The sequence below is a fragment of the Paenibacillus sp. FSL K6-1096 genome (genome assembly GCF_037977055.1).
Lineage (GTDB): Bacteria > Bacillota > Bacilli > Paenibacillales > Paenibacillaceae > Paenibacillus_AQ.
Window position 1 is genome coordinate 2,547,710 of sequence record NZ_CP150274.1, and the last position, 26,248, is coordinate 2,573,957.

Consider the following 26,248-nt stretch of genomic DNA (forward strand, 5'->3'; position numbering starts at 1 on the left):
CCCCCTTCTGTTTATTTTACATTTGCCACTAATGAATAGGTTTTCATTTTTACATTTGACCATGTTTTGCATTTACAATTTATCAGATAACCTTACAGGAAGTCAATGCATTTTGTGCAAAAAATTCATTGATATCGTGCATTTCACCGTGCAAATGTAACATTATTATAAGAAATCACTTAATTATACTTGCGTTAGGCTTATTTATGTAAAAATAATTTGTGCATTTGTAAAATTACGTTGTCAATTTTGGTGAAATGCTATATATTAGGTAACAGAGGTTACAAATCTGGGGATACAAAGGTGGAACACAGTGATGAAGAAAGCCAAGGTCACCATTCAAGACATTGCCGATGCGCTGGGCATCTCCCGTAATACGGCATCCAAGGCATTGAACGGCGCAGAGAGCGTTCCGCCCGAGACCCGGGAGAAGGTTATCAGCAAGGCGGCGGAGCTTAAATATAAACAGTTCTCTTACCTGGAGGCAACAGTCAGCACCTCCGACCAACAGGGCAACATCGCCCTGCTGACCAGCAATCTGCCCAACAGCTCCCACTTCGGCTCCCAGCTGCTCAGCGGACTGGAGAAGCGCATCAGCACCGAGGGGTATACCCTGTCCATTTATTTTGTCCGGGAGAATGATATGAACGGCATGACCCTGCCCGGCAATTTTGAGCCTTCCGGTGTGGACGGCATTATCTGCATCGAAATGTTCAACAAGGAGTACAGCGGGCTGATCACCAGCCTCGGCATTCCGGCGATCTTCATTGACTGCGCGGCAGACATTGTCTACCCCGAGCTGAAGGCAGACCTGCTGCTTATGGAGAATGAGCACAGTGTGTACGCCATGACCCGCAAGCTGATCGGCAGCGGGGTGGAGAGCTTCGGCTTCGTCGGCGATTACAACCACTGCCGCAGCTTTCATGAACGGTGGACCGGCTTCAACAGAGCGCTGGCGGACGCCGGAATTCCGCTGGATCCCGATTCCTGCATCATCGGCCAGGACAAGGATTATCTGCTGGAAGCAGGCTGGATGGACAGCCAGCTGGAGGCCCTCAGCCAGTGGCCGTCCGCCTTCATCTGCGCCAATGATTTCATCGCCATCAGCGTGATGAAATCGCTTAAGGGCAGAGGCGTCAAGGTGCCGGAGCAGATTGCGGTCTGCGGCTTCGATGATGCTTCGGAATCGCGGATCATCGAGCCTCATCTTACAACCGTCCATATCTACAGCGACCACATGGGTATTGTCTCCGCCGAGATGCTGCTCTCCCGGATCAAGGACCCGGCCCGGCCTTATCAGGTGACCCATGTCGCCACTGATGTGATATTCAGAGACTCCACCCCTGTTCCGAACTAATCCGATCTGGAGGTACAAGCTTGTGAATTCCTATGGTACAGTGCTTTGCGTGGGCGAGCTGCTCATTGATTTCTTTTGCACCGAGGTGGAAGTCAGCCTGACCGAAGGCCGGCAGTTCACCAAGCAGGCCGGCGGCGCTCCGGCGAACGTAAGCGCCGCCATTGCGCGGCTCGGCGGCCGCTCTGCCCTGCTCGGCAAGGTCGGGGCCGATCCCTTCGGCCGCTTCCTGACGCAGACGCTGGAGCAGCAGCAGGTGGATACCTCAATGCTGCTCGCGGATACGTCAGTGCCGACCACGCTGGCCTTCGTCTCACGCGCGGCGGACGGGGAGCGCGACTTCGTGTTCCACCGCGGGGCCGACCGGCTGCTCCGCCTGGAGGAACTGGACCGGCCGGCCATCCGCAAGGCTGCCCTGCTCCACTTCGGCTCGGCTACCGCCCTGCTGGCCGATCCGTTCCGTGAGGTCTATTTGACCCTGATGGAGGAAGCGGAGGCCCAGGGGCAGTTCATCTCCTTCGACCCCAATTACCGGGAAGACCTGTGGAACGGACGCCAGGAGGAATTCATCACCCTGTCCAGAGCCGCTATCCGGAGGTCTGATCTCATAAAGGTCAGCGGTGAGGAGCTGGAGCTAATCACCGGCGAAGAGGACTGCGCGGCCGCCCTTGATCTGCTGCATGATTGGGGAGCCGGAGCTGTCGCCGTCACGCTGGGCAAGGACGGCACGCTGATCTCCTCCCCGGGCTCCCGTATGCGGATTCCAAGCATCCCTGTGGAGTCCGTTGATTCTACCGGGGCCGGAGACGCCTTCAGCGGAGCGCTGCTCTGGCAGATCAGCCGCCTCCCTGCTCCGGCCAGCTTCATCCATAGTCCGGAGCTGCAGCAGACCTTCGTCCGCTTCGCCAATCAGGTGGGGGCGATTGTCTGCACCCGAATCGGGGCGATGGCCGCGCTGCCTACGCTGGACGAGGTGCAGGCATTTGTCCCTCACAGCAGCTAACATCCTATAAGCATCAGGTCCGCTCTCCGAGCGTACACATCGCAAAGAGCCCCCTGGCTGTCTGATTACAGATAGCCAAGGGGGCTCTTTCGTGTAGGGTCAAACCAATTGTTCCCTGCTGCTTAGATCACAGACACCGGGGCGCGGTGCGTAATATGATAAGCACAATATCATACGACTGAAGGAGCAGTAGGTGCATGAATGCGAAACGTGATTTCGATCATCTCCTGGCATTTGCCAAGGATCTGATCCAGGAGAATCTCGGCTTTTATTATGATGTCAATTATGGCTATTTCCAGCCGGAGACGCATCCGGTTATAGACTTCATCCGGCTGATCGGCCGGCGGATTCAGGGCCAGCTCATGCTGATGCCCGCACTGCGGGGCGAGATCGACCAGATGGAACGGATCTTCTCGGACAACCTGTTCTTCGACGAATGGGCCGAGGTGACGCTGGACGGCAAGAGCTTCCACTTCCTGATGAAGGAGATCGACAACAGCAGCAGAAGCATTAATCTGGCGCGCGACCTGGTCTTCCCCTCCCCCTGGATTCCCCGCAAGCTGCGCGACTGCCTGATCCGGATCGGCGAAGGCACGCTGAACGGAAGCTGGCGCCAGGATCAGGGGCATCAGGTCACCCTGTGGCTGCCGCTTGGCATCTCCTTCGTGGAAGGCTCAGGACATCATTCCATCACGGCGGGGATTGCCAAGGGCGAGGGGGAGCTCTACCCGACCCGGGTCTATGACATCAGCGCCATCTATGATCATGTTTATACGGACGGCAAATATTATTACAGAACCCATGACCATTCCATCATCTCCGATGTGCATTTCGTGGAATGCGCTGCCATCTTCGAGATCGGCCGGATCATGACCGCGCAGCGGATCATGTTCTGAGTCAGCTTCACCGGTCGTTCAAGTCGTCTCCCGCTGCACCAGCTGGAACGCCAGCGGCTCCTGCTTCGCCTCTTCCCCCTTCAGCCTGGCGAGAATCAGGTGGAAGGCATTACGGGCCTGCGCGGCAATCGGATTATCGATGGAGGTGATCCCGAGCGTATGGGCCAGCTCCGTATTATCGAAGCCAACAATCGCCAGCTCCTCCGGCACCTTCACATGAAGCCTGCGGGCTTCACTTAGCACCCCTGCGGCCACCATATCATTGGCGCAGAGCAGGGCATCGGGCGGTCCGTCCGGGTGCCGCAGCAGCCTGCGGACCAGCTCTTCGCCCCCGCGGATGGAATAGATGCCGGTCTGTGACCAGTCCGGGTTCACCGGCAGAGCACGCTCACGCATGATGTCCTGGAAGGCCTGCATCCGCCCGGAGGTATTCATGCTGGCCGGGCGGCCGTAGGCATTGGCGATCCGTGTATATCCCCTTGCGATCACATGCTCAAGTCCCAGCCTGTAGCCGTCATATTGGTTCATCGCCACACTTTGGATCTCCGGCAGCTTCATCCGCTGCCAGGATACAATCGGCCCGTATTTGCAATAGGAGCCGAGCAGCGCCTGGTCGTTGACGCAGGTGGTAATCGCCAGCGCATCGACTCTTTTCCCCCGCATATCCTCGAACGCCTGCAGCTCCTTGGCCGGGTCTCCCCCGGAGGTATAGACGATCGTCTGATACCCGTGCCGGCTGGCCGTCTCTACGAAGCTGTTCAGAAAGGGCAGCATCACCTCGTTAAGCCCCTCCGTCACCATTCCGATCTGCATCGTCTCCCCCCTGGACAGAGAAATGGCATTCCCGTTCGGCACATAGTCCAGCTCCTCCATAATCGCCAGAATACGCTCCCGCGTCGCCTGGCTCACATGGGGGGAATGATTCAGCACTCTCGATACCGTAGCCTTGGAGAAGCCCGACAGTTTCGCGATTTGATCCAGATTCGACATAACCCTGCTCCTTATCACCCTGAATATTTGCACAACTTCATAGTTGACATGTAACGCGTTACAACATTTAGCATGGATGTATGGGACATATTAAGCTTACCATATCTGAATCAATAACTAGAAAAGGCGGGATTATCAATGAGTTCACCATCGACATCTCCATTTCCGGAGGGCTTCCTGTGGGGCGGCGCGGTAGCCGCCAACCAGCTCGAAGGCGCATATAATGAGGACGGCAAAGGCTGGTCCACCCAGGACGTAGCTCCGCAAGGGATCAGGGGCCCGGTGACCGAGGTGCCGACCGAGGATAATCTGAAGTTGGCCGGCATCGACTTTTACCACCGGTATAAGGAGGATATTAAGCTTTTTGCTGAGATGGGATTCAAGGTCTTCCGAACCTCGATCGCCTGGTCCCGGATCTTCCCGAACGGCGATGAGCTGGAGCCTAACGAGCAAGGCCTGCAATTCTACGACAACCTGTTCGATGAGTGTCACAAATACGGCATTGAGCCGCTGGTGACCCTCTCCCACTACGAAACGCCGCTGCACCTGTCCAAGCAGTATGACGGCTGGGTCAACCGCCAATTGGTCGGCTTCTATGAGCGGTATGCCAGAACCGTGTTCACCCGTTACAAGGATAAAGTCAAGTATTGGCTGACCTTCAACGAGATCAACTCCATTCTGCACGAGCCGTTCATGAGCGGCGGGATCTATACTCCCAAGGAGCAGCTAAGCAAGCAGGATCTGTATCAGGCCATTCACCACGAGCTGGTCGCAAGCGCTACTGCGGTCAAGATCGGTCATGAGATTAACCCGCAGGCCAAGATCGGCTGTATGATCCTCAGTATGCCGACCTATCCGCTGACGCCGAACCCGGATGATGTGATCGCGGCGATGAAGTCGGAGCATATGAACTATTTCTTCGGGGATGTCCATGCGAGAGGCGTGTACCCCGGCTATATGAAAAGATACTTCAGAGAGCACGGCATCGAGATCCACATGGAGCCTGGCGATGCGGACATTCTGAAGCACACGGTAGACTTCATCTCCTTCAGTTACTATGTGAGCATCTGTGAGACAGCGGACAGCAGCAAACGCACCCAGGAGGGCAACCTGATCGGCGGCGCGCCTAACCCTTACCTCAAGGCCTCCGAATGGGGCTGGCAGATCGATCCGCAAGGCCTGCGGTATGTGCTGAATATGTTCTATGACCGTTACCAGAAGCCGCTGTTCATTGTGGAAAATGGACTCGGGGCCAAGGACGAGCTGATCACCGGCGAAGACCGCGTGCCAACCGTGAACGATGATTACCGGATCGCTTACCTGAATGACCATCTGGTGCAGGTAGGAGAGGCGCTGGAGGATGGGGTTGAGATTATGGGCTACACCTCATGGGGCTGTATCGACCTGGTCAGCGCCTCCACCGCCCAGCTCAGCAAGCGCTACGGCTTCATCTATGTGGACCGCAACGACGACGGAACCGGAACGCTGGAGCGCTACCGCAAGAAATCGTTCCATTGGTACAAGGATGTTATTGCTACTAATGGAGAGAGCCTGAAGCGTTAAGCTATACTTTGCAGAAACAGGCAGCCTCTAGGGGTTGCCTGTTTTTTCTGCCCTCCTCCCATAGATAACTGAAGATATTCATTTCAGATGAACAAGCCTTAACAAAAAGCAGGAAGGAGCGGAGGGGAAATTTGGAACTGTAGGAGCGACAGCGTCCGCCTTTGTCACCGGATTTCATCCGCAAACAGCGGTTTAAATCAAGAAATCTGGGGACAACAGCGGCCGGAAGTCCAAATGTTCACCGCAGTGACGACTTCATGCTTTTCGTTAAAGGTATTGGCTTTTCACCTCATATGAATATCTTTCAGTTATCCTCTCTTTACCATTTTGCAACTAATTGCCGGAAGGGTTAGGATATACTTGCCACAGATGAATGATTAAGGAGAGTTATTCCGATGAACAAATATACCTTCGGCCTGGGCAGCCTTCTGCTCCTAAGCCTGATCACCTCCGGCTGCGGCGACATGAAGACACCCAGCGATTTGCTTCAGGCCCCGTCACAGGGAAGCAGCGACGGCAATCTTACCGGGATTGTGAAGTCTTTTCTGCCCGCCAATGCGCACTTAACCGTGCCTGTCCAGTCGGAATCCGGCAGTGCTATTCAATTACATGATCTGGATCAGGACGGCAAGGATGAGCTGCTCGCTTTCTATAAGACAGACACCACCGATTACGAGATCAACACCCTGCTTCTGTCGCAGCAGGACGGCAAATGGAACAAGCTGGCTACCCTCACCGGAGTCGGCAGTGAATTGAATTATGTCTCCTTCACGGATGTTACCGCAGATGGGACAGCGGATCTGCTGCTTGGATACGGCGGAGGTGAGGGACTGACCAGAGAGCTGGCGGTCTACAGCCTGAAGGACGGGACACTGAACGAGCTGCTCAAGCAGCCGTACGACCAGCTGATCGTCGGCGATCTGACCGGGGAAGGCACCCAGGACATCGCCGTACTGCAGGGAATCTACACGACAGATACCGTCCGCGAGAATCATCTCCAGCTGCTCCGGCTGAAGGGCGGGACACCGCAAATGCTGTCCGACCAGAAGCTGGACGGGAATGTGATTCAGTTCCAGTTCGCCAAGGCCTCCCCCTCGCGCAGCGCCATCGTTGTGGACGCGGCCATCGGCGCTCATGCCGCTTATACGTCTCTGCTGATTTGGGCAAACGGGCAGTTTGCTGATATACTTGCAACAGAAGATTATCAGCGCGCAAGCCTCGCCGCCGGTAAGGCTCTTGTCCTTGCGCCGCCGGCTACCGAACCTGATCCTCCTGCTCCTGTGCCTGATACGCCGCTTGGCAGCAACAGTCTGGCAATCAAGGACTATCCGCTGGACAGCAAGGATGTGAACGGGGACGGGATTACGGAGATCGGCTTCCTTGTGCCTCCTGCCGGGACAGGGAGCCTCGCCCCGCTGGCCACCCCATTCATCACCAAATATTATCAGTGGGACGGACAATCTAAGCTGACGCTGGTTCAGGAGCAATTTGACCGCTGGGGCTTCAATTTCCGCTTCCCCAAGTCTTGGGCAGGCCAGACCCTGCTGGAGATTCCGGAAGAATCCCCGCAGCCCTGGGAGAAGATTCAGTTCAGCTATAAGAATCCTGAGTCTGCTGTGAAGGCGCCGCTGCTGGAGCTTCGCCTGCTGACGAAGAAGGGGTGGGCGGCGGCTGAGGTGCAGCTGAAGGCCGATAAGAGAGAATACAAGCTGCTATATGAGCAGGGCAACTCTATGGGCGATACAGAGCCCACCGTATTCGTTGCTGTCATGCCTCCAGCGGGTGAGGCAGACAAGCTGCTGCAGGGGGTTGATCAACAGCAGTATAACCAGCTCAAGCTGACGCTGGATGAAGTTCTGCAGCTGGCCGGCACACCGCAGAAGTCCTTGCCCTGAGGAGGAAGCCGTTCCTGAAAGTGCTGATATTCTTACAGCCGTATGGGGACAGTACTTCATGGGTGAGCTGAAGATTGTAGATGTTAATATCAGCCGAATCCGCCAAATAATCGGGCAGGAGCCCTCCGGGCCGCAATACCCCGAAACCGTGTGAAGATTCGGATATATATGGAGGGGCTATCGTTGCTTAAGGGAATCAGGTCCAGGCTTATTGTCTATATTACGCTTATGCTGCTCCTGATTGTCCTGCTGCTGGAGGGGATTTTTATTGTTGCGGTCCATTCGTATTATCTGGGCAGCGCCATGGAGAGCCTGAATTCACGGGCCACGTATTCCGCAACCTTCTTCAACAAATACCTGGAGAGCTACAATCTGAAGGAACGGGCCCGGTATATCCTGGAGAACCTCTCGTCCGAGGAGAACAGTATGGTTGAGGTGCTGAGCCCGGACGGCAAGGTAATCATTAATTCATTCGGGTTCTCAAGCGGGGAGCAGGTAACAACCCCGGATGTCAAGGAGGCGCTGCTGCGCGGCAAGGGAAGCTTCCAGAGCATCAAGCCGGTCAATGGCGAACGGATTCTGGCTGTTTCCGCCGCTCTGACTGAACGGGGAAGCACGATCGGCCTGCTGCGTTACTCGGTGTCGGCTGAACCGCTGTATGCGGTAATTATTAAAATTGCGCTGAACGCGGCTATCGTCGGCTTGCTCGTGATCGGGTTCGGCTTCATCCTGAGCCTGCTTATCGCCAAGCGGATTGTAGGTCCGATTCAGCAATTGACCGGGGTCGCCAAGGAGATGGCCACCGGTAATTTTGCCGTCCGGGCGGCCAGGCCCTATGACGATGAAATCGGCACACTTGCGGTCACGCTGAACTATATGTCGGATGAAATTATGAAGAGCGAGAAGCTTAAATATGATTTCATCTCCTCGGTCACCCATGAGCTGAGAACGCCGCTGACCTCGATCAAGGGCTGGGGAGAGACATTGCTGGTCGGGGATTTGTCGGATAAACAGGAGACCCTGCAGGGGCTGGAGGTCATGACCGGAGAGACAGACCGGCTGATCGGCCTGGTGGAGGATCTGCTCGACTTCTCCAAATTCCAGGCCGGAGAGATCCGGATTGTCCGCCAGCCGTATGATCTCAGGGGGCTGCTTGAGGATTTGCTGCTGCAGTTCAGATACAGGGGTCAGACGAAGCAGATCCGTCTCTACGCGGATCTAACCGGTCAGCCGCTGCCGGTAGACGGTGATTTCAACCGTTTGAAGCAGGTATTCGTCAATGTGCTGGACAATGCCTTCAAATTCACCCCGGCCGGCGGGGAGATCCGCCTCACGGCAGAGCTGCGCGGGGAAGTGATTAAAGTTACTGTGACCGACAACGGTGAGGGCATTCCAGCCGAGGACCTGAAGCAGCTTGGCAACAAGTTCTTCAAGGGACGGTCCCGCCAATCAGGCAGCGGCCTCGGCCTGGCCATCTGCAAAGAGATTATCGAGCTGCATGACGGACAGCTGCGGATTGAGAGCGAGTTCACCGTAGGCACCTCAGTCATCATAGAACTGCCCCGCTACGAAGTGGAGCAGCATCTTCCGCCGTCAACATAACCTCTGCTGGCCATGGCTCCAACGCTTAAGCTTCAATTTCCTGAGCCTGTGCGTCTCCCCCGGCGATCTCTATGACTGGCCGTGTCTGAATCAGCACGTTCCCGGCTACGGCTCTGGAGATCATGCAGGACTCCTCTGCCTTGTACGCCAGCCGCTCGGCCGTCTTCAGCTCCCCTGCGGTTGCGCCCGCCGGAAGCACAATCCGCGGCTTGTGTTCGATCTTGTCATAGGTGAATACATTATTGGTCACGTCTACCGTCGCCTCAGAGGCAAGCGTCAGCTCCTCCGGCACAATCGCTGAACGCTCCAGCATCGCCGCCAGCGTAATCAGATAACAGGTCGCCGCTGCGCCCAGCAGCATCTCATCCGGGTTCGTGCCGGTTCCCGGCCCGCCCATCTCCCGGGGAATCGATATCACCGTCCGCAGCCCGCCTGCATCAATCTGCCCCTCGCTGTTCCGGCCGCCATTCCATACCGCCTTCAGGTGAAAAGGATGCTTCATCTCACTTCGTCCCTTCTTTTCTTCATATCTAATAAGTGCGCTTATCTTGTATGGCTATATGCGTCCGATCCGTCTGGTCTCCAGCCGCTGGTACTGGTCCTGCTCCCAGTCCAATTCAGACTGCCGGAGCAGAAGCTCCAGCCCTTTTAGCTCCCCATGGATGTCCGTTATGAAGAATTTGCGCAAGAACTCCCTCCTTCTACAGCATCCGGTCTACCTCTACTGCAGCTTGATCTCCTCAAACAGATCCGTCTCCGAATCGGTTTGAGCCTGATGCACCGCCCGGTTCCCTGCGGGGCTTCCGCCTAAGTATTTGGCGAGCAGCGCCTCCACCTGGGCCTGGGTGACCGGCTTCGCCGCATCCTGCAGCTCATAGCCAAGCTGGCCGTTAGGCTCAATTGTCGCTGTTTTGACATCACTCAGCCTGGATATTCCCTGGCCCCGCAGACTCATTTCCAGCTCGTCCACAGTTAACCGTAGCTTCTTAAGATTCTTGGCTACCAGCTGGCCCTCATCAATCACAATAACCGCAGGCCCCTTGATCAGCCGCTCCAGGGCGCTCCAGCGCACCTGCAGCCATTCCACCACAATTAACACTGCGATGAACACGGCTGCGGCGACAATGGTAATCAGAATACTATGATCGGCTATCGGCTGTACAATAATCGTGCCAATCGAGATCATGGCGATCGTGGTGGGAATCGTCATTTGCGAGATTGATTTGCGGCCGGCAAGCCGCAGCACCAGCATCCCGACAACGATCAGCACCAGCGCCTTCCAGATTTCACTCCAGATTTCATGCATCGCTCCGTCTCCTTTTGACAGTTGATAAGCTAGGGTTTGTCTTACAGGAGGCGAATATGCATCTCTAGCAGAGGGGAGCCCGGCATACGCCCGCCGGAATCCCCAGACTATTATAATGCTGCTTGATGTTGATCAGAGCATGTCCGCTGAACACCCGGGAGACCATCTCTTCGATGGGACCCGCCTCTACCTGCTCCTGCCGCAGCAGCCGCTCCACCGCGCTCTTGATCTCCTGGGGGTATAGATTTCCGGCCACACTGGAGAGCCCCTTGCAAGGGGCTGAGGTGAAATTCTCCACAAGCTTCATATCCCCCGCTGCAAAAAGAATAAACCCCTCCGGGTACTCCACCCCCACATGCCGCTGCAAATCGCCAGTTTCCTTGTACCCTACAATGTTCGGATAGCGGCTGATTAACAGCTTCAGCGACTCAGGAGCCAGATCAAAGCCTGTCCGCCCTGGGTTATTATACAACGCCACCGGCTTGGTCGTATGGTTAAGCAGCTCTTCTACATAAGCAACCGCCTGCTGCTGCGTGGGCCGGATGTACGGCGGGAAGCCAATCAGCAGCGCATCCATCGCCGATGCCTCCGCAGCCTGCACCAGCCGGACAGCATCACGGGTTCTAATCGCAGATACGCCGAGGATCAGCTCCATCCCCTGAGGGCGCTTTTGGTTGAAATATTCAATAATTTCTAGTCTTTCCTCAATGCTCAGCGAATGCTGCTCGCCAGTACTTCCCGAGATCAATAGTGATTCTATCCCGTTCTGCTGCTGGTAAGCCACAATAGGTGCGAATCCGCCGGTATTCAAACTCTCATCCTTATGAAAGGGCGTTGGGATCGCAACATTTAATCTTTTCATATCCTCACCCCTTATTAATTGGCATCGGTGCTAGGTGTTAGCTCTAGACTCTGGACAGATGTTTGTGTTCCATGGCATCCAAAAGGGTATACAGCAGCGTATTGGACGCACTAATCTTCCCGGGCTGATCCGTCATCTCAGACGGCGTCTGAATATATTCTCCTGGCTCCAGCTCTCCGGCACAGTTGGTGATGATCTTCCGGATACTGAGGTCATTAACCTCCAGATGGAACTGCAGCCCAACCACATAATCCTCATATTCGTAACACTGGTTAATACAGCCCAGGCTGGACGCTATCCGCTTGGCTCCGGCAGGCAGGCTGAAGGTGTCTCCATGCCAGTGAAAAGGTACCCACTGCTGCGGGAAGTCCTTGAAGAAGGCAGAGGACTCCGTATCCCCGGTTGCCAGCACCGGATACCAGCCAATCTCCTTACACTTATTGGGGTAGACTTCACCGCCGATTTGCTCCGCAATCAGTTGGGCCCCCAGACAGATGCCGAGCGTCAGCTTATGCTTGCTTATCGCGGTGTGAATCAACGCCTTCTCGGCTGACAGCCAAGGGAAGACCGCTTCATCATGGACACTCATAGGCCCGCCCATCACTACGAGCATATCGAAGTCCTCGGCCGCAGGCAGAACCTTATTTTCATATACCAGTGTAGTTGTTAACGTATGTCCCTTGTTCTCCGCCCACACGGCAATTTCCTCCGGCGCTTCAAACGGAACATGCTGCAAGCAATGTATTCTCATTTCTCTACCTCCCCCTATTTTTTCATATCTCCAATGTAACAAAAAATCCCGATGAATCAAGAACTACTTGATCATCAGGATCGTTTGGCCCTATCTCATAAGGGTGCACGCTTATTTAGCCTTACCGGCAGGCTCGTAGATCAGGCAGCGCAGTATCTTGCTCGGATAGCGCAGCTCCGCATTATATTTGCTGCCGTCTTCCAGTACAATATCCACCGCTACCATTCCCCGTTTATTGTTCACCTCCATGTTCGTCAGAGTAGCTTTGACAATCTTCCGCTTCTCCCCCTGCTTGTCCTTCACAATCTGTACAGCCGCATTCACCCAACTATTGTCTTTCTTGATGGCGGCCGCTGCGGCTGCGTCGATGGGGGTTCTTTTGATAACCGAGTTAAAGACTGTCGTATCTAATACCACCCCGGTATCCGGATCGATTTGCACACTATATTGCCAGTACTCCTGGCCTTGTCCACGCAGAGTGGACGACTTATACGGAGAATAGCCGACTGACCATGTAGATGGTATACCATATCCCGGCTCCAGCAGTAGCACGCTTGACTTCAGCTTGGAGACATCCGCATCGAACAGCTTGCGCACACTTTCGGAAGCTCGTGCCATCAATTCAGCCTCACTGTATTTCTGCGGTATGGCAACCGCGGGGGGAGTAATGTTACGCTTGGAAGCCAGCAGATTCGTCCGGTAGGACCAGTCGATCAGCTGCAGCAGCTCTTCATCCGTCCAAGCCCGCTCCGGATAGTGGTACGTATTGGTCTTGATATCCAGATACAAATCCCCTTGTCCCGCCTGTAGCGGCAAAAGCTTCTTAGGCCGAAGGCCATCATACACATACTGATCATCCAGTACCAGGCGGCGGTTCATTTCCGCTTCTGTCAATTCCCGCCCGGAGGTCTTGGGATCACCCGGCATGTCCATATAGTCATAGATCTGCTGAATTTGTTCTTTTGTCATCTGCTTAATCAGATCATCATTCACGGTAGATACCGGGGCCGGAGCCTCTACCTTCAGTACAGGAACCGTGCTGTCGGCCACACCTTGCTTGGTATAGCCCTGCATGGCCGCACTGCTCTTGGCGACGACGGCCGAGTTAGCCAGACCGGGGACAACGAACCCGCTGGCTGCGAGTATTCCTCCTGTGCATGCGATGACAGCCAGCATAGCGGTTAGTTTCTTTGGGTTCAAATTCAAGGGTATTACCTCCATCGGGTATAGGATAGTTGATACTGTCTCTACCTTAATCCCGGGATGTTATAGAGTCGGCGTGCAGTTGTTAGGAAGTTGTAAAAAAAGCCGGATGCTCGTTCCCTCTCCCGGCGCAGATTGCAGCTTAACCCGCGCCTCATGCGCCTCGGCAATCTGCCGGCACAATGACAGCCCCAGCCCCGCATTGCCATGGGCCCGCGAACGCGCCGGATCGGCGCGGTAGAACGGCTCGAATGCGTGCTTCTGCTGCTCCTCCGTCATTCCGCATCCGCTGTCCCGCACCTCCAGCACCCCTTCTCCGTTGTGCGGATAAGCCAGCAGGCGGATACTGCTTCCCGGCCGGGAAGCAGGAATAGCATTCTCGATCAAGTTCACCAGATATGAGGCCAGCAGATCCGCATCGCCCCATACAGACGGAATGGAACAATCCAGTTCCAGACGCAAACTGTATTCAGCCAGCCTCCGCTGTTCCGTCTGTGCTACCGTTTCAAATAAGTCATCTACGTCCACCTCCGCCAGCTCCAGCGGCTGATGCCGGAGCACAGACAGATCCAGCAGCTTGAAGGCCAGATTCTTCAGCCGTACAGTCTCGCTCAGGATATAATGGCCGGCCTTGATCTGATCCTCCCGGTCAATATTCGCCGTGGTCAACAGCTCCGCGAAGCCCTGCATACTGGTCAGCGGTGTCCGCAGCTCATGAGCCAGATTATCGACTATCCGTTGCTTGTCCTCCGCCATGTCCGACAGATCCGTGATCCGCTGCTCCACCACCGCAGCCATCCGGTTAAAGTTCATGGCCAGCTCCCCGAACTCATCCTTGCTGTGCAGCTCCACACGGTTGGAGTAATTGCCTTCAGCAATCGTCTTCGTCGTCTCGGACAACAGCTTGAGCGGCTTGGTGAGATGCCGGATCAGCAGATAGAGCAGCAGCACGAGGAGCGGGCCGACAATCCAGTTAATCATTACGAAAAAGCGGTTCAGCTCCTGCTGCTGGGCATACAACCCGCTGATATCGCGCTTATACGCCAGCTCCAGATGCTGGTAAGGAGCCGGCAGCGGCATCGCTAATGTCATAACATGCCCTTCTTGGGGAGGACTAGCTCCAACCTCACCGGGGTAGAGAAGCTTGTCATCCTCCCGCAGCTCCAACCGGATGCCCTGCTTGCGGTAATGCTCCCCATAGGACTCGGCCACACTGACCAGCAGAGACGGAGTAAGCGACATTCCCCTGACCCGAATGGAGTCCAGATTCTCATAAATATTGTTGACAATCAGCAGTTGCTCGCTTTCTGCACGTCTGGTCTCACTGTCCATATTCAGCTGCCAGCTTTTCTTCATCACCATAAGGACGCTGACATCAAGCGCTGCGATGAACAGCACCAGCACAGCAAGCAGAATTTTATGCCAGAACCGCATGGCTAGACCTGAACTTCCAGCCGGTAGCCCAGCTTGAATACCGTTCTGATCCGCTCTTCCCAGCCCAGCTTCTTGCGCAGCTGCCGGATATGTACATCCACCGTGCGGGTATCGCCTGCGTAATCATAACCCCAAGCTAATTCCAGCAGCTTCTCCCGGGACAGGGCGATATTGCGGTTGCGAATCAATACCTCGAGCAGCTCGAATTCTCTAGCCGTCAATTCCACCGGAAGCTGGCCCACCCGGACCTGGCGCTCCGTTAACCGGACCTCTACATTGTCACAGGTAAAGACAGCGGACGCCTGCTCATTCCTCCGCAGCACAACATTGATCCGGGCCAGAAGCTCCAGAATCTCAAAAGGCTTAATAATATAATCATCAGCCCCCAGCTCGAATCCCTTGATCCGGTCCGAGAGCGCATGTCTTGCTGTAATCAGAATGACCGGTATCCGCAGAGGGGCAATCTGCTCCATCACCGCGAACCCGTCCAGACCGGGCAGCATCACATCCAGCAGCACCAGATCCGCCCGTTCCTTCTCCAGGATTCCCGCTACCTCAACGCCGGTATAAGCCTTAGAATATGTATGTCCCACCAGCTTAAGGTTCATCGTAATTAAGTCATTAATCGGCTGTTCGTCTTCAACCACCAGTATATGGGCCATCTGTTGAATATCCTCCTCCGCCCTGCGGCAACAACATGTGCCGCCTATAACTTAAACTTCTCTTTATCATACCAGATTACAGAGCATCCATTAGCTGGTAGCCGAACTTAGATGCGATATCTCACCCACCCGCACAAAAATCCTGACGGACCAAGCACTGCTTGATCCTCAGGACTAGTTGGGTTAATAGAACATAAGGCTGTCCGCTTATCGTTTATTTCCCCTTATCCGCAGGCTCATAAATGAGACAACGCAGCATCATACTCGGATAGCGGAGCTCCGCATTATATTTGCTGCCATCTTCTAATATCACATCCACCGCAACCATTCCGCGCTTATTATTGATCTCGGTATCGGTCAGATACGCCTTTACAATTTTCCGTTGCTCTCCTTGCTTGTCTTTAACAATTCGCTTAGCTTCCTTGATCCAACGATCGTCCTTCTGGATAGTGGCAGCCGCAGCCCCGTCAATAGGTGTTCTTATCGCTGACAGATTAACTGCTGTCGTATCCACGACCACTCCGGTTTCCGGATCGATAATCACATTGTACTTCCATACCTCCAGTCCTTGTCCCCGCATGGTCCGCTCCTTGTAGGGAGAGAAATACACCCACTGTTGGGGAGGAAAGCCAAATCCCGGTTGTTGCAGACTCGTTGATATTTCCAGCTTGGACACATCCGCATCATAGAGCTTACGTACACTTTCAGCCGCGCGCATGATGAATTCAGACTCGCTGTACTTTTGAGGAGGAACTGGTTTTTCCGGAAATCGTAGAGACGCTGCATACGCTTGGCGATAGTTCCAGTCTATAAGCTGCAGCAATTCTTCATCAGTCCAAGTTCGATCTGGAACGTAGAGCGTATTGGTCTTTGGATCGAGATATAAATCCCCTTGTCCCGCCTCGAAGGGCATGGGCTTCTGAGGGCGAAGACCATCATACACATACTGATCTTCCAGCACCCAATGACGCTTAGTTCGAAGGTTAAGCTCAGCTTCGGTTTCATCATGACCGCCAACTACCGTGGGCTCAGGTGCTTTGCTCAGAGAATCATAAATTTGATCCATTTGCTCCTGGTTCATATTCTTCCGCAGGTAATCTTCCACAGTGGATACCGGCACAGGCGCTTCTACCTTCAATACAGGAACCGCACTCTCCGTCAGGCTTAGTCTGACATCCTCTTGTGTGGCTGCTGTACTGTCTTTGGCGACAACGGTAGAGTTCACTAAATTCGGAACGGTAACAGCACTGATGGCGAATAACCCTCCGGCACATAACAGGATGGCTATAGAGGCAGACCACTTCTTCTTGTTCAACGGGATAACCTCCATAGGAATATAATAATTTCTCTACCACTACCCTACTCCCGGCATGTTATAGAGTAGAGTGACAGTTGTTATGGAGTTGTAAAAAAGAGTGCCTCGCTCAGAATAGAACAAAGTCACCCTGCGGGTGAAAAATGCTGGTGCTTCAACGCCTTCTGTAGAGTACATCCAGCCCATCGGTCTTTTTCTCTCTCACCGACCGCTTGTGTGGAGCAGCATTGTTGCATATTTTGCAGGATATTTCTATAACTGTAACTAGCTGCGGCACATTGTTGCATTATTTGCACGAATTACGGTGCAGAGAGCAAGTTAAGGCTGAGTTTGTTGCATTTCGTGCAAGATTTCAGCACAGGTGGCTTCTATTGAGCAGCATTGTTGCAATTCTTGCAGGATTTCTTTATAAATATATATTCAGATTCCCTCAAAAACAAAAAGACCACTGTCGAGTGATCAACAGTGGTCTTGTGTGCTTGGCGGCGTCCTACTCTCCCAGGACCCTTCGGTCCAAGTACCATCGGCGCTGGAAGGCTTAACGGTCGTGTTCGGGATGGGTACGCGTGGAACCCTTCCGCTATCGCCACCAAACATGATTTTTCGAAGCCTACGCTTCTCGAAATCGCTACAGAAAATATCAAACCATCGGTTTAACTTCCTGCCAGGCTTAATCGCCTGAAAACTGAATCCGAAACGAATCATGCATTTTAGTGGTTTTGGATAAGCCCTCGACCGATTAGTATTGGTCAGCTCCATGCATTGCTGCACTTCCACCTCCAACCTATCTACCTCGTCGTCTTCAAGGGGTCTTACATGTTGGGAAATCTCATCTTGAGGGGGGCTTCACGCTTAGATGCTTTCAGCGCTTATCCCGTCCGTACGTAGCTACCCAGCCATGCTCCTGGCGGAACAACTGGTGCACCAGCGGTACGTCCATCCCGGTCCTCTCGTACTAAGGACAGCTCCTCTCAAATTTCCTGCGCCCACGACAGATAGGGACCGAACTGTCTCACGACGTTCTGAACCCAGCTCGCGTACCGCTTTAATGGGCGAACAGCCCAACCCTTGGGACCTACTTCAGCCCCAGGATGCGATGAGCCGACATCGAGGTGCCAAACCTCCCCGTCGATGTGGACTCTTGGGGGAGATAAGCCTGTTATCCCCAGGGTAGCTTTTATCCGTTGAGCGATGGCCCTTCCATGCGGTACCACCGGATCACTAAGTCCGACTTTCGTCCCTGCTCGACTTGTAGGTCTCGCAGTCAAGCTCCCTTCTGCCTTTGCACTCTTCGAATGATTTCCAACCATTCTGAGGGAACCTTTGAACGCCTCCGTTACTCTTTAGGAGGCGACCGCCCCAGTCAAACTGCCCGCCTGACACGGTCCCCGTACCCGCTTAGGGTACCAGGTTAGAACCTAGATACGATCAGGGTGGTATCCCAACGGCGCCTCCAGCGAAGCTTGCGCTCCGCTTTCCACGGCTCCCACCTATCCTGTACAGATCGTACCCAAATTCAATATCAAGCTGCAGTAAAGCTCCATGGGGTCTTTCCGTCTTGTCGCGGGTAACCTGCATCTTCACAGGTATTAAAATTTCACCGGATCTCTCGTTGAGACAGCGCCCAAGTCGTTACGCCATTCGTGCGGGTCAGAATTTACCTGACAAGGAATTTCGCTACCTTAGGACCGTTATAGTTACGGCCGCCGTTTACTGGGGCTTCGGTTCATAGCTTCGGGTTACCCCTAACCACTCCCCTTAACCTTCCAGCACCGGGCAGGCGTCAGCCCGTATACTTCGCCTTGCGGCTTCGCACAGACCTGTGTTTTTGCTAAACAGTCGCTTGGGCCTTTTCACTGCGGCCCCCTCGGGCTATTCACCCTACCGAGGCACCCCTTCTCCCGAAGTTACGGGGTCATTTTGCCGAGTTCCTTAACGAGAGTTCTTCCGCGCGCCTTAGAATTCTCTTCTCGCCTACCTGTGTCGGTTTGCGGTACGGGCACCTTCTCCTGGCTAGAGGCTTTTCTTGGCAGTGTGAGATCATGACCTTCGCTACTGTAATTTTCGCTCCCCATCACAGCCCAGCCTTATGATGTGCGGATTTGCCTGCACACCAGCCTCACTGCTTAGACGGACATCCATCAGTCCGCGTCACTACCCTCCTGCGTCACCCCATCGCTCATAGCGGATTACGGTGGTACAGTAATTTCAAACTGTTGTCCTTCGACTACGCCTGTCGGCCTCGCCTTAGGTCCCGACTTACCCTGAGCGGACGAGCCTTCCTCAGGAAACCTTGGGCTTTCGGCGGATCAGATTCTCACTGATCTTTTCGTTACTCATACCGGCATTCTCACTTGTGTACTCTCCAGCGCTCCTTACGGTACACCTTCAACGTATACACAACGCTCCCCTACCCCTGATGCAAGCATCAAGCCATAGCTTCGGTGGTGTGTTTAGCCCCGTTACATTTTCGGCGCAGAGTCACTCGACCAGTGAGCTATTACGCACTCTTTCAATGGTGGCTGCTTCTAAGCCAACATCCTGGTTGTCTGTGCAACTCCACATCCTTTCCCACTTAACACACACTTGGGGACCTTAGCTGATGGTCTGGGCTGTTTCCCTTTTGACAATGGATCTTAGCACTCACTGTCTGACTCCCGGCAAGAAGTAAGTGGCATTCGGAGTTTGACTGAGCTTGGTAACCCTTGCGGGCCCCGCACCCAATCAGTGCTCTACCTCCACCACTCCATTCACCGAGGCTAGCCCTAAAGCTATTTCGGGGAGAACCAGCTATCTCCGAGTTCGATTGGAATTTCTCCGCTACCCCCACCTCATCCCCGCACTTTTCAACGTACGTGGGTTCGGGCCTCCAGTGCGTGTTACCGCACCTTCACCCTGGACAGGGGTAGATCACACGGTTTCGGGTCTACGCCCACATACTCAGTCGCCCTATTCAGACTCGCTTTCGCTGCGGCTCCGGCTTCTCACCTTAACCTTGCATGTTGAACGTAACTCGCCGGTTCATTCTACAAAAGGCACGCCATCATCCATATAGAGGACTCTGACTTTTTGTAAGCACACGGTTTCAGGTTCTATTTCACTCCCCTTCCGGGGTGCTTTTCACCTTTCCCTCACGGTACTGATTCACTATCGGTCGCCAGGTAGTATTTAGCCTTAGCAGATGGTCCTGCCAGATTCATACGGGGTTTCACGTGCCCCGCACTACTCGGGATCCGTCTCGGAGGGAACACAGTTTGGGCTACAGGGCTTTTACCTCTATCGCGGGCCTTTCCAGACCTCTTCGCCTACCATATTCCTTTGTAACTCCATGTGAGACGTCCCACAACCCCAAGGGGCAAGCCCCTTGGTTTAGGCTGTTCCGCGTTCGCTCGCCGCTACTGACGGAATCACTATTGTTTTCTCTTCCTCAGGGTACTTAGATGTTTCAGTTCCCCTGGTCTGCCTCTGCGCATCCTATGTATTCAGATACGAGTAACTGTGCATTACCACAGCTGGGTTTCCCCATTCGGACACCCCCGGATCAAAGCTTGCTTACAGCTCCCCGAGGCAGTTTCGTTGTTCGCCACGTCCTTCGTCGGCTCCTGGCGCCTAGGCATCCTCCGTGTGCTCTTAGTAGCTTAACCAATGCGTTTTCCGTTAGGAAAATCGCTAGTATCGCCATTAATATGAAACTTGTTTACACAAGTTCAGCTTAAAGGAATGTTCTAAAACGCAAATTCGTTTCGGTATCCAGTTTTCAAGGATCAAGTTGCTGTAAGTTCGGGTCGATCACAACCGTGACGATCGAAGTTACAGCCAGTCGAGAGCTTGAGCTCTCAAAACTGACCAACGAGTGAGTAACTAGCCGACCGGCTAGATTTCAAATTTGAATGTCTCCACTTCCGAAGACGATTCTCCATAGAAAGGAGGTGATCCAGCCGCACCTTCCGATACGGCTACCTTGTTACGACTTCACCCCAATCATCTACCCCACCTTCGGCGGCTGGCTCCCTTGCGGGTTACCCCACCGACTTCGGGTGTTGTAAACTCTCGTGGTGTGACGGGCGGTGTGTACAAGACCCGGGAACGTATTCACCGCGGCATGCTGATCCGCGATTACTAGCAATTCCGACTTCATGCAGGCGAGTTGCAGCCTGCAATCCGAACTGAGACCGGCTTTGCTGGGATTGGCTCCACCTCGCGGCTTCGCTTCCCGTTGTACCGGCCATTGTAGTACGTGTGTAGCCCAGGTCATAAGGGGCATGATGATTTGACGTCATCCCCACCTTCCTCCGGTTTGTCACCGGCAGTCACTCTAGAGTGCCCAGCTCTACCTGCTGGCAACTAAAGTCAAGGGTTGCGCTCGTTGCGGGACTTAACCCAACATCTCACGACACGAGCTGACGACAACCATGCACCACCTGTCTCAACTTTCCCCGAAGGGCACCTGATGCATCTCTGCTTCGTTAGTTGGATGTCAAGACCTGGTAAGGTTCTTCGCGTTGCTTCGAATTAAACCACATACTCCACTGCTTGTGCGGGTCCCCGTCAATTCCTTTGAGTTTCAGTCTTGCGACCGTACTCCCCAGGCGGAGTGCTTACTGTGTTAACTTCGGCACCAAGGGTATCGAAACCCCTAACACCTAGCACTCATCGTTTACGGCGTGGACTACCAGGGTATCTAATCCTGTTTGCTCCCCACGCTTTCGCGCCTCAGCGTCAGTTACAGCCCAGAAAGTCGCCTTCGCCACTGGTGTTCCTCCACATCTCTACGCATTTCACCGCTACACGTGGAATTCCACTTTCCTCTTCTGTACTCAAGCCACCCAGTTTCCAGTGCGACCCCAGGTTGAGCCCAAGGTTTAAACACCAGACTTAAATAGCCGCCTGCGCGCGCTTTACGCCCAATAATTCCGGACAACGCTTGCCCCCTACGTATTACCGCGGCTGCTGGCACGTAGTTAGCCGGGGCTTTCTTCTCAGGTACCGTCACTCCGGCAGCAGTTACTCTACCGGACGTTCTTCCCTGGCAACAGAGCTTTACGATCCGAAAACCTTCATCACTCACGCGGCGTTGCTCCGTCAGGCTGTCGCCCATTGCGGAAGATTCCCTACTGCTGCCTCCCGTAGGAGTCTGGGCCGTGTCTCAGTCCCAGTGTGGCCGTTCACCCTCTCAGGTCGGCTACGCATCGTCGCCTTGGTGGGCCGTTACCCCGCCAACTAGCTAATGCGCCGCAGGCCCATCCCCAAGCGGCAGATTGCTCCGCCTTTCATTCTTCCCTCAGGAGAGGAAAGAGATTATCCGGTATTAGCTACCGTTTCCGGTAGTTATCCCAGTCTTAGGGGCAGGTTGCCTACGTGTTACTCACCCGTCCGCCGCTAAGCCAAGTTGGAAGCAAGCTTCCAACAAGACTCCGCTCGACTTGCATGTATTAGGCACGCCGCCAGCGTTCGTCCTGAGCCAGGATCAAACTCTCCATTGTGGACGCTCACCGAAGTAAGCGCTTATAGAAAGAGCGATAGCTCATTTTGAAACATCTGACGAGAATTTGCATTCTCAAGATGAAATTTCTAAAGCGTACAAGACGCTGTGAAATTCATCATTTTTTGGAATCACCGAAGTGAATTCCGATACTCACTCGTTGTTCAGTTTTCAAAGATCAAGCTCGTTGTCAGTGGCGATCAGCTCGTCACCAGCAACTTTTATAATATAGCACGGATCAAACAACTATGCAACTATTTTTTCAAAAGTTTCTGCTGAAGCAATATCACCAGCTCTTCCCCTGTATCCCAGACCAGAGGACGTATCTCCTGAAAATGCACCTTTAACTCCTCTGCCTCATCGCTTCTGACCGTCCAGATTACCGGAAGGTTCAACCCAAGCGCGTAGCCTGCTGCAAGATACACCCCGGAAGACTGGCCGGTAAGATCGGCAATAACCAGCTTGCTGTCCGCCACAGGCTCCAGGGAATTCGCCGCTACGCCGTCCAGTAAGCGGGGCAAGTAACCGAACTGCTCGATTTTGCCCCAAAGCTTGTCCTGCCACTCCGCCCTCAGCTTCTCATCATCCGGCAGAAGAACAAGGCATTGCTGTAAGGTCCGGCCTCCTGCTGTTGCAGCCGCTTGCTCCCATCCCATGGGGGTCAATGTGAAGTTCATCCCTTCCCGGACTAACAGCCCCTCACCTTGCAGCCTGTCAATAAGATAGACCAGCTCCTGCAGATTGGGAGAGTACGTCAGATTATAGCTGCGGGACAAAGGGTGAATGACTACCGGCTCCCCGGGTCCATCACAATGCCGATACAGATATTGCAGCAGCCGGTTCCCCTTATCCTCAGCAGTTACAGGAATGTCCGGAGCATTCACAATGTTCTCCAGATCACTGAACGCAAGGATCACCTTCTCGCCGCAATCCGTCTTTTCGCGGATATAGGCTGAGATCAGATGCAGCATGTCCCGCTTCTGCTGGAACGAGAGCGCAAGAATCGGTTCATAGCTGTCTCTAAGCAGCCGGTAGCTTCCGCCAGGCGAGCAGGAGCAGCCAATATACTGATCGTACTCCCCGTCGGCTGTAATCCGGACAATCTGATCGCAGAATGCACAATGTTTCTTTTGCATCAATTATCACCTCTTCAGAATAGCAGTCCCCCTACCTTACCAAGAATATATTGAAAAGTGGACCGGAAATTCCTTCCTCCCCCCTGCAGAGGTTAGCGGTTCTTCACTGAATAGTACTCGAAATCTGCAAAGGAATCATGCTGATGCGCATCCACCGAGCCAATGAAATTAAACAAGCCTGTGAATCCGCCGATCTCCCCCGGTTCCCCGTTAACCCCCTCATCCGACAGATAGGCCACATCCAAATCACTCACAATGGCGTTCCACTCCATCTCCTCATCCAGACGGTAGAGAATGTTCGCAATCCCTGATGTATAGATAAGCTTCAGCTCCGCGATCCCCTGAGGCACCGGAATTATTGTATCCGCAAATTCAATACGTTGTCCCAGCTTGGCCTGCAATACCTTCAACACAGTACCCCGCTCCGGCTCGGAATGCGTCAAGTGAACATACACCCAGTTATTCGAGTCATAGTACAGCCCCATCCCCGCAGTCTCCGAGTAGTGGTCCGGGTGGAATTCAACCTTGGTCTGCAGCTCATAATGGAAGGAGGTAGCGCGCGTAGCCATAATAGCCGGATGGATCTGTGAGAAAAAAGAGTTCCCTCCATAAATTCGCAGATGCCCCGGGCGCTCCACCGTATTGGTCCAGTCCCTGGACTGATTACGGTAAGGTGTCATGAAGTGGATGCTGTAGGTCTCATCGTTGAAATCGTCCTGTACATCATGGGACAACGGGGCGGCAAGTGTAACTCCAGCCATCCCTTCAACCTCCATCTTCGCCACATTCGTCCCGTCCTTCATTTCCAGCCAGCCGTCTTCCGTCCAGTGCATCTTTTGAATGGAAGTTTCGCGTCCCAGCGGATTCATAAGAGTGCCGGGAAGCGGACGGGACATCAGATGAGCAATATACCATTCGCCGGTGTGGGCATGTACTAAGGAGCCGTGACCTGCCTTTTGCATGGGGGAGTTCGGATTGAACATCTCGAAATGCCCTGCATCCGGATCACCCAAGGAGAACAGATGCCGCGGCGAAGAGGTAATAATCGGCTCCCCGGAAGGATGCGGCTCATAAGGTCCGAAGACGTTGCGGGAACGCCCAATCTCCACCCCATGTGCATAGCCTGTCCCGCCTGCCGCTATCATCAGATAGTAGTATCCGTTCCGTTTATAGATTTGCGGTGCCTCGGCACATCCCCGGGTTGTGAATCCCTGCGTCACCCGATGCCATTCTCCGATAATCTTCCCCATGGCTAAATCAAATTCGGCAATGACGATATGCCCCGGTGCCTGATACCCCTCGCGGGTCTCCCACTCTAGAATAGAAACATACTGCTTCCCGTCCTCATCATGAAAGATCGCCGGGTCAAAGCCAATGGAAGTGAGATACACCGGCTCAGACCAAGGTCCCTGAATATCCTCTGCCCACATAGCATAAGAATCCGAGTTGAATTCACGTCCGGCCATGTTCAGCATATGCGAATACGCCAGCCAGTATCTGCCTGTGGAAGGGTCATACGATAGATGCGGCGCCCAGATTCCGGCCGGTGTATTCGTTCCGCGCAAATCGACTTCCCCATTACGGAGTACAGAGCTGATCAGCTCCCAGTTAGCCAAATCCATGGATTTGTAAATCTGTACCCCCGGGGTCCAGTGAAAACTGGAGGTAGCGATATAATAGGTATCATGAACGCGAATGATCGACGGATCGGGCGCCATGCCGGGAATTATGGGGTTCTGAATGCGGGTCATTGTCTCCATTCCTCTCTGTGCTTCTAATTGTAAGGGCGTAAGCCGCTTGATACCTGTATTATAATAAGTATTGGCCGCAGGCCGCGATTGTATCAGCAACGTTTAATTTACCCTTATCAAAGGAAGGTCACTAGCTATGGAATACAACAACGCGTCTGACACCGGCATTACTCAACTGCTTCCGCGCATTGATTGGAATATCCGCTTTTTTGGCGCCCATAAGCAGACGGTTTCAGCCGGCTGGTCGATCCCGAAGGAGCTCCATCATGCTTTTGAAATCCTGATCGTACTGGACGGCGTACAGGAGACGGTTCTGGAGAACGGAAGCTTCCTGCTTAGGAAAGGCGACATTTTGCTGATTCCTCCGGGCTTTGAGCATACCAACACCTGCATTTCCGCCGGACCGATGACGTATTTCTGCGCGCATTTTGACATTGACGAACCTTCCTTACGGATGCAAATGATGAAGCACGGCGACTGGGTCTATGAGCCATCCCATCCGTATCACAGCAGGCTGACAGCCTGTCTGGAGTGCTGGATCGCGCTTCTGGAGGAACCGGGGCTGTCCTTCACCAAGGTCAAATTAAGAGCCCAGGTTGTTCTGTTTGAGCTGCTGGAAGTGCTGCTCGATATGCAGCCTGCAGATAAGCAGCTTTCCAGCCTTACCTCCATCACAGCAGCGAAATATGCCAAGGAGATTGCGGACGCGATCAAGAGAGCTTTCAAAAAACATACTATAGCGGAGAATGCCGGGCAGCCGGAGTACACCATCCACATTCAGCCGATCATCGCCTCGCTGGGGATCAGTCCCAACTACGGGCTAGAGGTTTTTCAAAAGATATATCACATGTCGCCCCGGACCTATCTGTCCAACCTGAAGCTGCAGGAGGCCAAAATGCTGATGCAGCAGCCTAACATTTCACTCCATGAAATATCAAGCCGCTTAGGATACAAGAATCTCTCCCACTTCAGCAGACAATTCAAACGGTGGACGGGCCTGAGTCCTTCAGAGTACCGCAAATCGTAAACCATGACGTGCAACT

The 26,248-nt window shown here is 53.9% G+C and carries 20 protein-coding genes and 3 rRNA genes; 8 read left to right on the forward strand and 15 right to left on the reverse strand.

The genetic code is table 11. From position 1 onward, the window contains the following. Positions 1-316: 316 nt before the first annotated feature. The 3 genes from MHI24_RS11125 (at position 317) to MHI24_RS11135 (ending at position 3,253) form a co-directional block, all read left to right on the forward strand. Complete coding sequence (locus tag MHI24_RS11125) at positions 317-1,357, forward strand: LacI family DNA-binding transcriptional regulator (protein ID WP_340025696.1); 1,041 nt, start codon at positions 317-319, stop codon at positions 1,355-1,357. 22 nt (positions 1,358-1,379) lie between these two features. Next, on the forward strand, positions 1,380-2,357 hold the full coding sequence (locus MHI24_RS11130; protein WP_340025697.1) for a carbohydrate kinase: 978 nt from the start codon (positions 1,380-1,382) through the stop codon (positions 2,355-2,357). Between the two features lie 197 nt (positions 2,358-2,554). After that, complete coding sequence (locus MHI24_RS11135; RefSeq protein ID WP_340025698.1) at positions 2,555-3,253, forward strand: DUF6710 family protein; 699 nt, start codon at positions 2,555-2,557, stop codon at positions 3,251-3,253. Between the two features lie 18 nt (positions 3,254-3,271). Here the strand turns inward: MHI24_RS11135 and MHI24_RS11140 are convergent, their stop codons facing one another. Further along, entirely contained in the window at positions 3,272-4,243 is a 972-nt protein-coding gene (locus tag MHI24_RS11140) for a LacI family DNA-binding transcriptional regulator (protein ID WP_340025699.1), read from the reverse strand. Between the two features lie 138 nt (positions 4,244-4,381). On the opposite strand from MHI24_RS11140, the gene ascB reads away from it, so the two are divergent. The 4 genes from ascB (at position 4,382) to MHI24_RS11160 (ending at position 9,303) form a co-directional block, all read left to right on the forward strand. Further along, positions 4,382-5,806 carry a 6-phospho-beta-glucosidase gene (ascB, locus tag MHI24_RS11145; RefSeq protein ID WP_340025700.1) on the forward strand — a complete coding sequence of 475 codons (1,425 nt, stop codon included), beginning with the start codon at positions 4,382-4,384 and terminating at the stop codon, positions 5,804-5,806. Positions 5,807-6,201: 395 nt separating this feature from the next. Continuing rightward, the gene (locus MHI24_RS11150; protein ID WP_340025701.1) at positions 6,202-7,701 is read left to right on the forward strand and encodes a VCBS repeat-containing protein; all 1,500 of its coding nucleotides are present in this window, start codon (positions 6,202-6,204) and stop codon (positions 7,699-7,701) included. 58 nt (positions 7,702-7,759) lie between these two features. Next, positions 7,760-7,855 (forward strand): hypothetical protein, encoded by a 96-nt coding sequence (locus MHI24_RS11155; protein WP_340025702.1) that lies wholly within the window; start codon positions 7,760-7,762, stop codon positions 7,853-7,855. A gap of 29 nt (positions 7,856-7,884) precedes the next feature. Next, positions 7,885-9,303, forward strand: coding sequence for an ATP-binding protein (locus tag MHI24_RS11160; RefSeq protein WP_340025703.1), 1,419 nt, complete (start codon positions 7,885-7,887; stop codon positions 9,301-9,303). 25 nt (positions 9,304-9,328) lie between these two features. Here MHI24_RS11160 and MHI24_RS11165 read toward each other — a convergent pair whose 3' ends face one another. The 14 genes from MHI24_RS11165 to MHI24_RS11230 form a co-directional block, all read right to left on the reverse strand. Further along, entirely contained in the window at positions 9,329-9,805 is a 477-nt protein-coding gene (locus MHI24_RS11165; protein WP_340025704.1) for an OsmC family protein, read from the reverse strand. A gap of 54 nt (positions 9,806-9,859) precedes the next feature. After that, positions 9,860-9,991, reverse strand: a complete 132-nt coding sequence (locus MHI24_RS11170) for a hypothetical protein (RefSeq protein ID WP_340025705.1) — start codon at positions 9,989-9,991, stop codon at positions 9,860-9,862. A gap of 33 nt (positions 9,992-10,024) precedes the next feature. Beyond that, a complete protein-coding gene (locus tag MHI24_RS11175; RefSeq protein WP_340025706.1) occupies positions 10,025-10,609 on the reverse strand; it encodes a DUF421 domain-containing protein in 585 nt (194 codons plus the stop codon). A 64-nt stretch (positions 10,610-10,673) separates the two neighbouring features. After that, on the reverse strand, positions 10,674-11,471 hold the full coding sequence (locus MHI24_RS11180) for a dihydrodipicolinate synthase family protein (RefSeq protein WP_340025707.1): 798 nt from the start codon (positions 11,469-11,471) through the stop codon (positions 10,674-10,676). Positions 11,472-11,514: 43 nt separating this feature from the next. Further along, positions 11,515-12,222 (reverse strand): type 1 glutamine amidotransferase, encoded by a 708-nt coding sequence (locus tag MHI24_RS11185; RefSeq protein ID WP_340025708.1) that lies wholly within the window; start codon positions 12,220-12,222, stop codon positions 11,515-11,517. Between the two features lie 111 nt (positions 12,223-12,333). Beyond that, the gene (locus MHI24_RS11190; protein ID WP_340025709.1) at positions 12,334-13,428 is read right to left on the reverse strand and encodes a hypothetical protein; all 1,095 of its coding nucleotides are present in this window, start codon (positions 13,426-13,428) and stop codon (positions 12,334-12,336) included. 60 nt (positions 13,429-13,488) lie between these two features. Then, positions 13,489-14,859 (reverse strand): HAMP domain-containing sensor histidine kinase, encoded by a 1,371-nt coding sequence (locus MHI24_RS11195; RefSeq protein ID WP_340025710.1) that lies wholly within the window; start codon positions 14,857-14,859, stop codon positions 13,489-13,491. 2 nt (positions 14,860-14,861) lie between these two features. After that, positions 14,862-15,521 (reverse strand): response regulator transcription factor, encoded by a 660-nt coding sequence (locus MHI24_RS11200; RefSeq protein ID WP_340025711.1) that lies wholly within the window; start codon positions 15,519-15,521, stop codon positions 14,862-14,864. A gap of 214 nt (positions 15,522-15,735) precedes the next feature. Next, positions 15,736-16,836, reverse strand: coding sequence for a hypothetical protein (locus MHI24_RS11205; protein ID WP_340025712.1), 1,101 nt, complete (start codon positions 16,834-16,836; stop codon positions 15,736-15,738). Positions 16,837-17,313: 477 nt separating this feature from the next. Beyond that, a 5S ribosomal RNA gene (gene rrf / locus MHI24_RS11210) occupies positions 17,314-17,430 on the reverse strand. Positions 17,431-17,555: 125 nt separating this feature from the next. After that, positions 17,556-20,480, reverse strand: a 23S ribosomal RNA gene (locus MHI24_RS11215). A 278-nt stretch (positions 20,481-20,758) separates the two neighbouring features. Beyond that, positions 20,759-22,319: ribosomal RNA gene (locus MHI24_RS11220) — 16S ribosomal RNA — on the reverse strand. Together the 16S, 23S and 5S rRNA genes form the textbook arrangement of a ribosomal RNA operon. A 253-nt stretch (positions 22,320-22,572) precedes the next feature. Then, complete coding sequence (locus MHI24_RS11225) at positions 22,573-23,454, reverse strand: hypothetical protein (protein WP_340025713.1); 882 nt, start codon at positions 23,452-23,454, stop codon at positions 22,573-22,575. A gap of 92 nt (positions 23,455-23,546) precedes the next feature. Then, positions 23,547-25,205: a glycoside hydrolase family 43 protein gene (locus tag MHI24_RS11230; protein WP_340025714.1), complete on the reverse strand. Its 1,659-nt coding sequence runs from the start codon at positions 25,203-25,205 to the stop codon at positions 23,547-23,549. Between the two features lie 136 nt (positions 25,206-25,341). Between MHI24_RS11230 and MHI24_RS11235 the strand changes: the two genes are divergently transcribed. After that, positions 25,342-26,232, forward strand: coding sequence for an AraC family transcriptional regulator (locus tag MHI24_RS11235; RefSeq protein ID WP_340025715.1), 891 nt, complete (start codon positions 25,342-25,344; stop codon positions 26,230-26,232). Positions 26,233-26,248: the final 16 nt, after the last annotated feature.

Excerpts from the sequence above, each read along its gene's own strand:
- MHI24_RS11125 (WP_340025696.1), top strand. The coding sequence starts at position 317 with ATGAAGAAAGCCAAGGTCACCATTCAAGACATTGCCGATGCGCTGGGC.
- MHI24_RS11135 (WP_340025698.1), top strand. The coding sequence starts at position 2,555 with ATGAATGCGAAACGTGATTTCGATCATCTCCTGGCATTTGCCAAGGAT.
- MHI24_RS11140 (WP_340025699.1), bottom strand. The coding sequence starts at position 4,243 with ATGTCGAATCTGGATCAAATCGCGAAACTGTCGGGCTTCTCCAAGGCT.
- ascB (WP_340025700.1), top strand. The coding sequence starts at position 4,382 with ATGAGTTCACCATCGACATCTCCATTTCCGGAGGGCTTCCTGTGGGGC.
- MHI24_RS11150 (WP_340025701.1), top strand. The coding sequence starts at position 6,202 with ATGAACAAATATACCTTCGGCCTGGGCAGCCTTCTGCTCCTAAGCCTG.
- MHI24_RS11155 (WP_340025702.1), top strand. The coding sequence starts at position 7,760 with ATGGGTGAGCTGAAGATTGTAGATGTTAATATCAGCCGAATCCGCCAA.
- MHI24_RS11165 (WP_340025704.1), bottom strand. The coding sequence starts at position 9,805 with ATGAAGCATCCTTTTCACCTGAAGGCGGTATGGAATGGCGGCCGGAAC.
- MHI24_RS11175 (WP_340025706.1), bottom strand. The coding sequence starts at position 10,609 with ATGCATGAAATCTGGAGTGAAATCTGGAAGGCGCTGGTGCTGATCGTT.
- MHI24_RS11180 (WP_340025707.1), bottom strand. The coding sequence starts at position 11,471 with ATGAAAAGATTAAATGTTGCGATCCCAACGCCCTTTCATAAGGATGAG.
- MHI24_RS11185 (WP_340025708.1), bottom strand. The coding sequence starts at position 12,222 with ATGAGAATACATTGCTTGCAGCATGTTCCGTTTGAAGCGCCGGAGGAA.
- MHI24_RS11195 (WP_340025710.1), bottom strand. The coding sequence starts at position 14,859 with ATGCGGTTCTGGCATAAAATTCTGCTTGCTGTGCTGGTGCTGTTCATC.
- MHI24_RS11200 (WP_340025711.1), bottom strand. The coding sequence starts at position 15,521 with ATGGCCCATATACTGGTGGTTGAAGACGAACAGCCGATTAATGACTTA.
- MHI24_RS11225 (WP_340025713.1), bottom strand. The coding sequence starts at position 23,454 with ATGCAAAAGAAACATTGTGCATTCTGCGATCAGATTGTCCGGATTACA.
- MHI24_RS11230 (WP_340025714.1), bottom strand. The coding sequence starts at position 25,205 with ATGACCCGCATTCAGAACCCCATAATTCCCGGCATGGCGCCCGATCCG.
- MHI24_RS11235 (WP_340025715.1), top strand. The coding sequence starts at position 25,342 with ATGGAATACAACAACGCGTCTGACACCGGCATTACTCAACTGCTTCCG.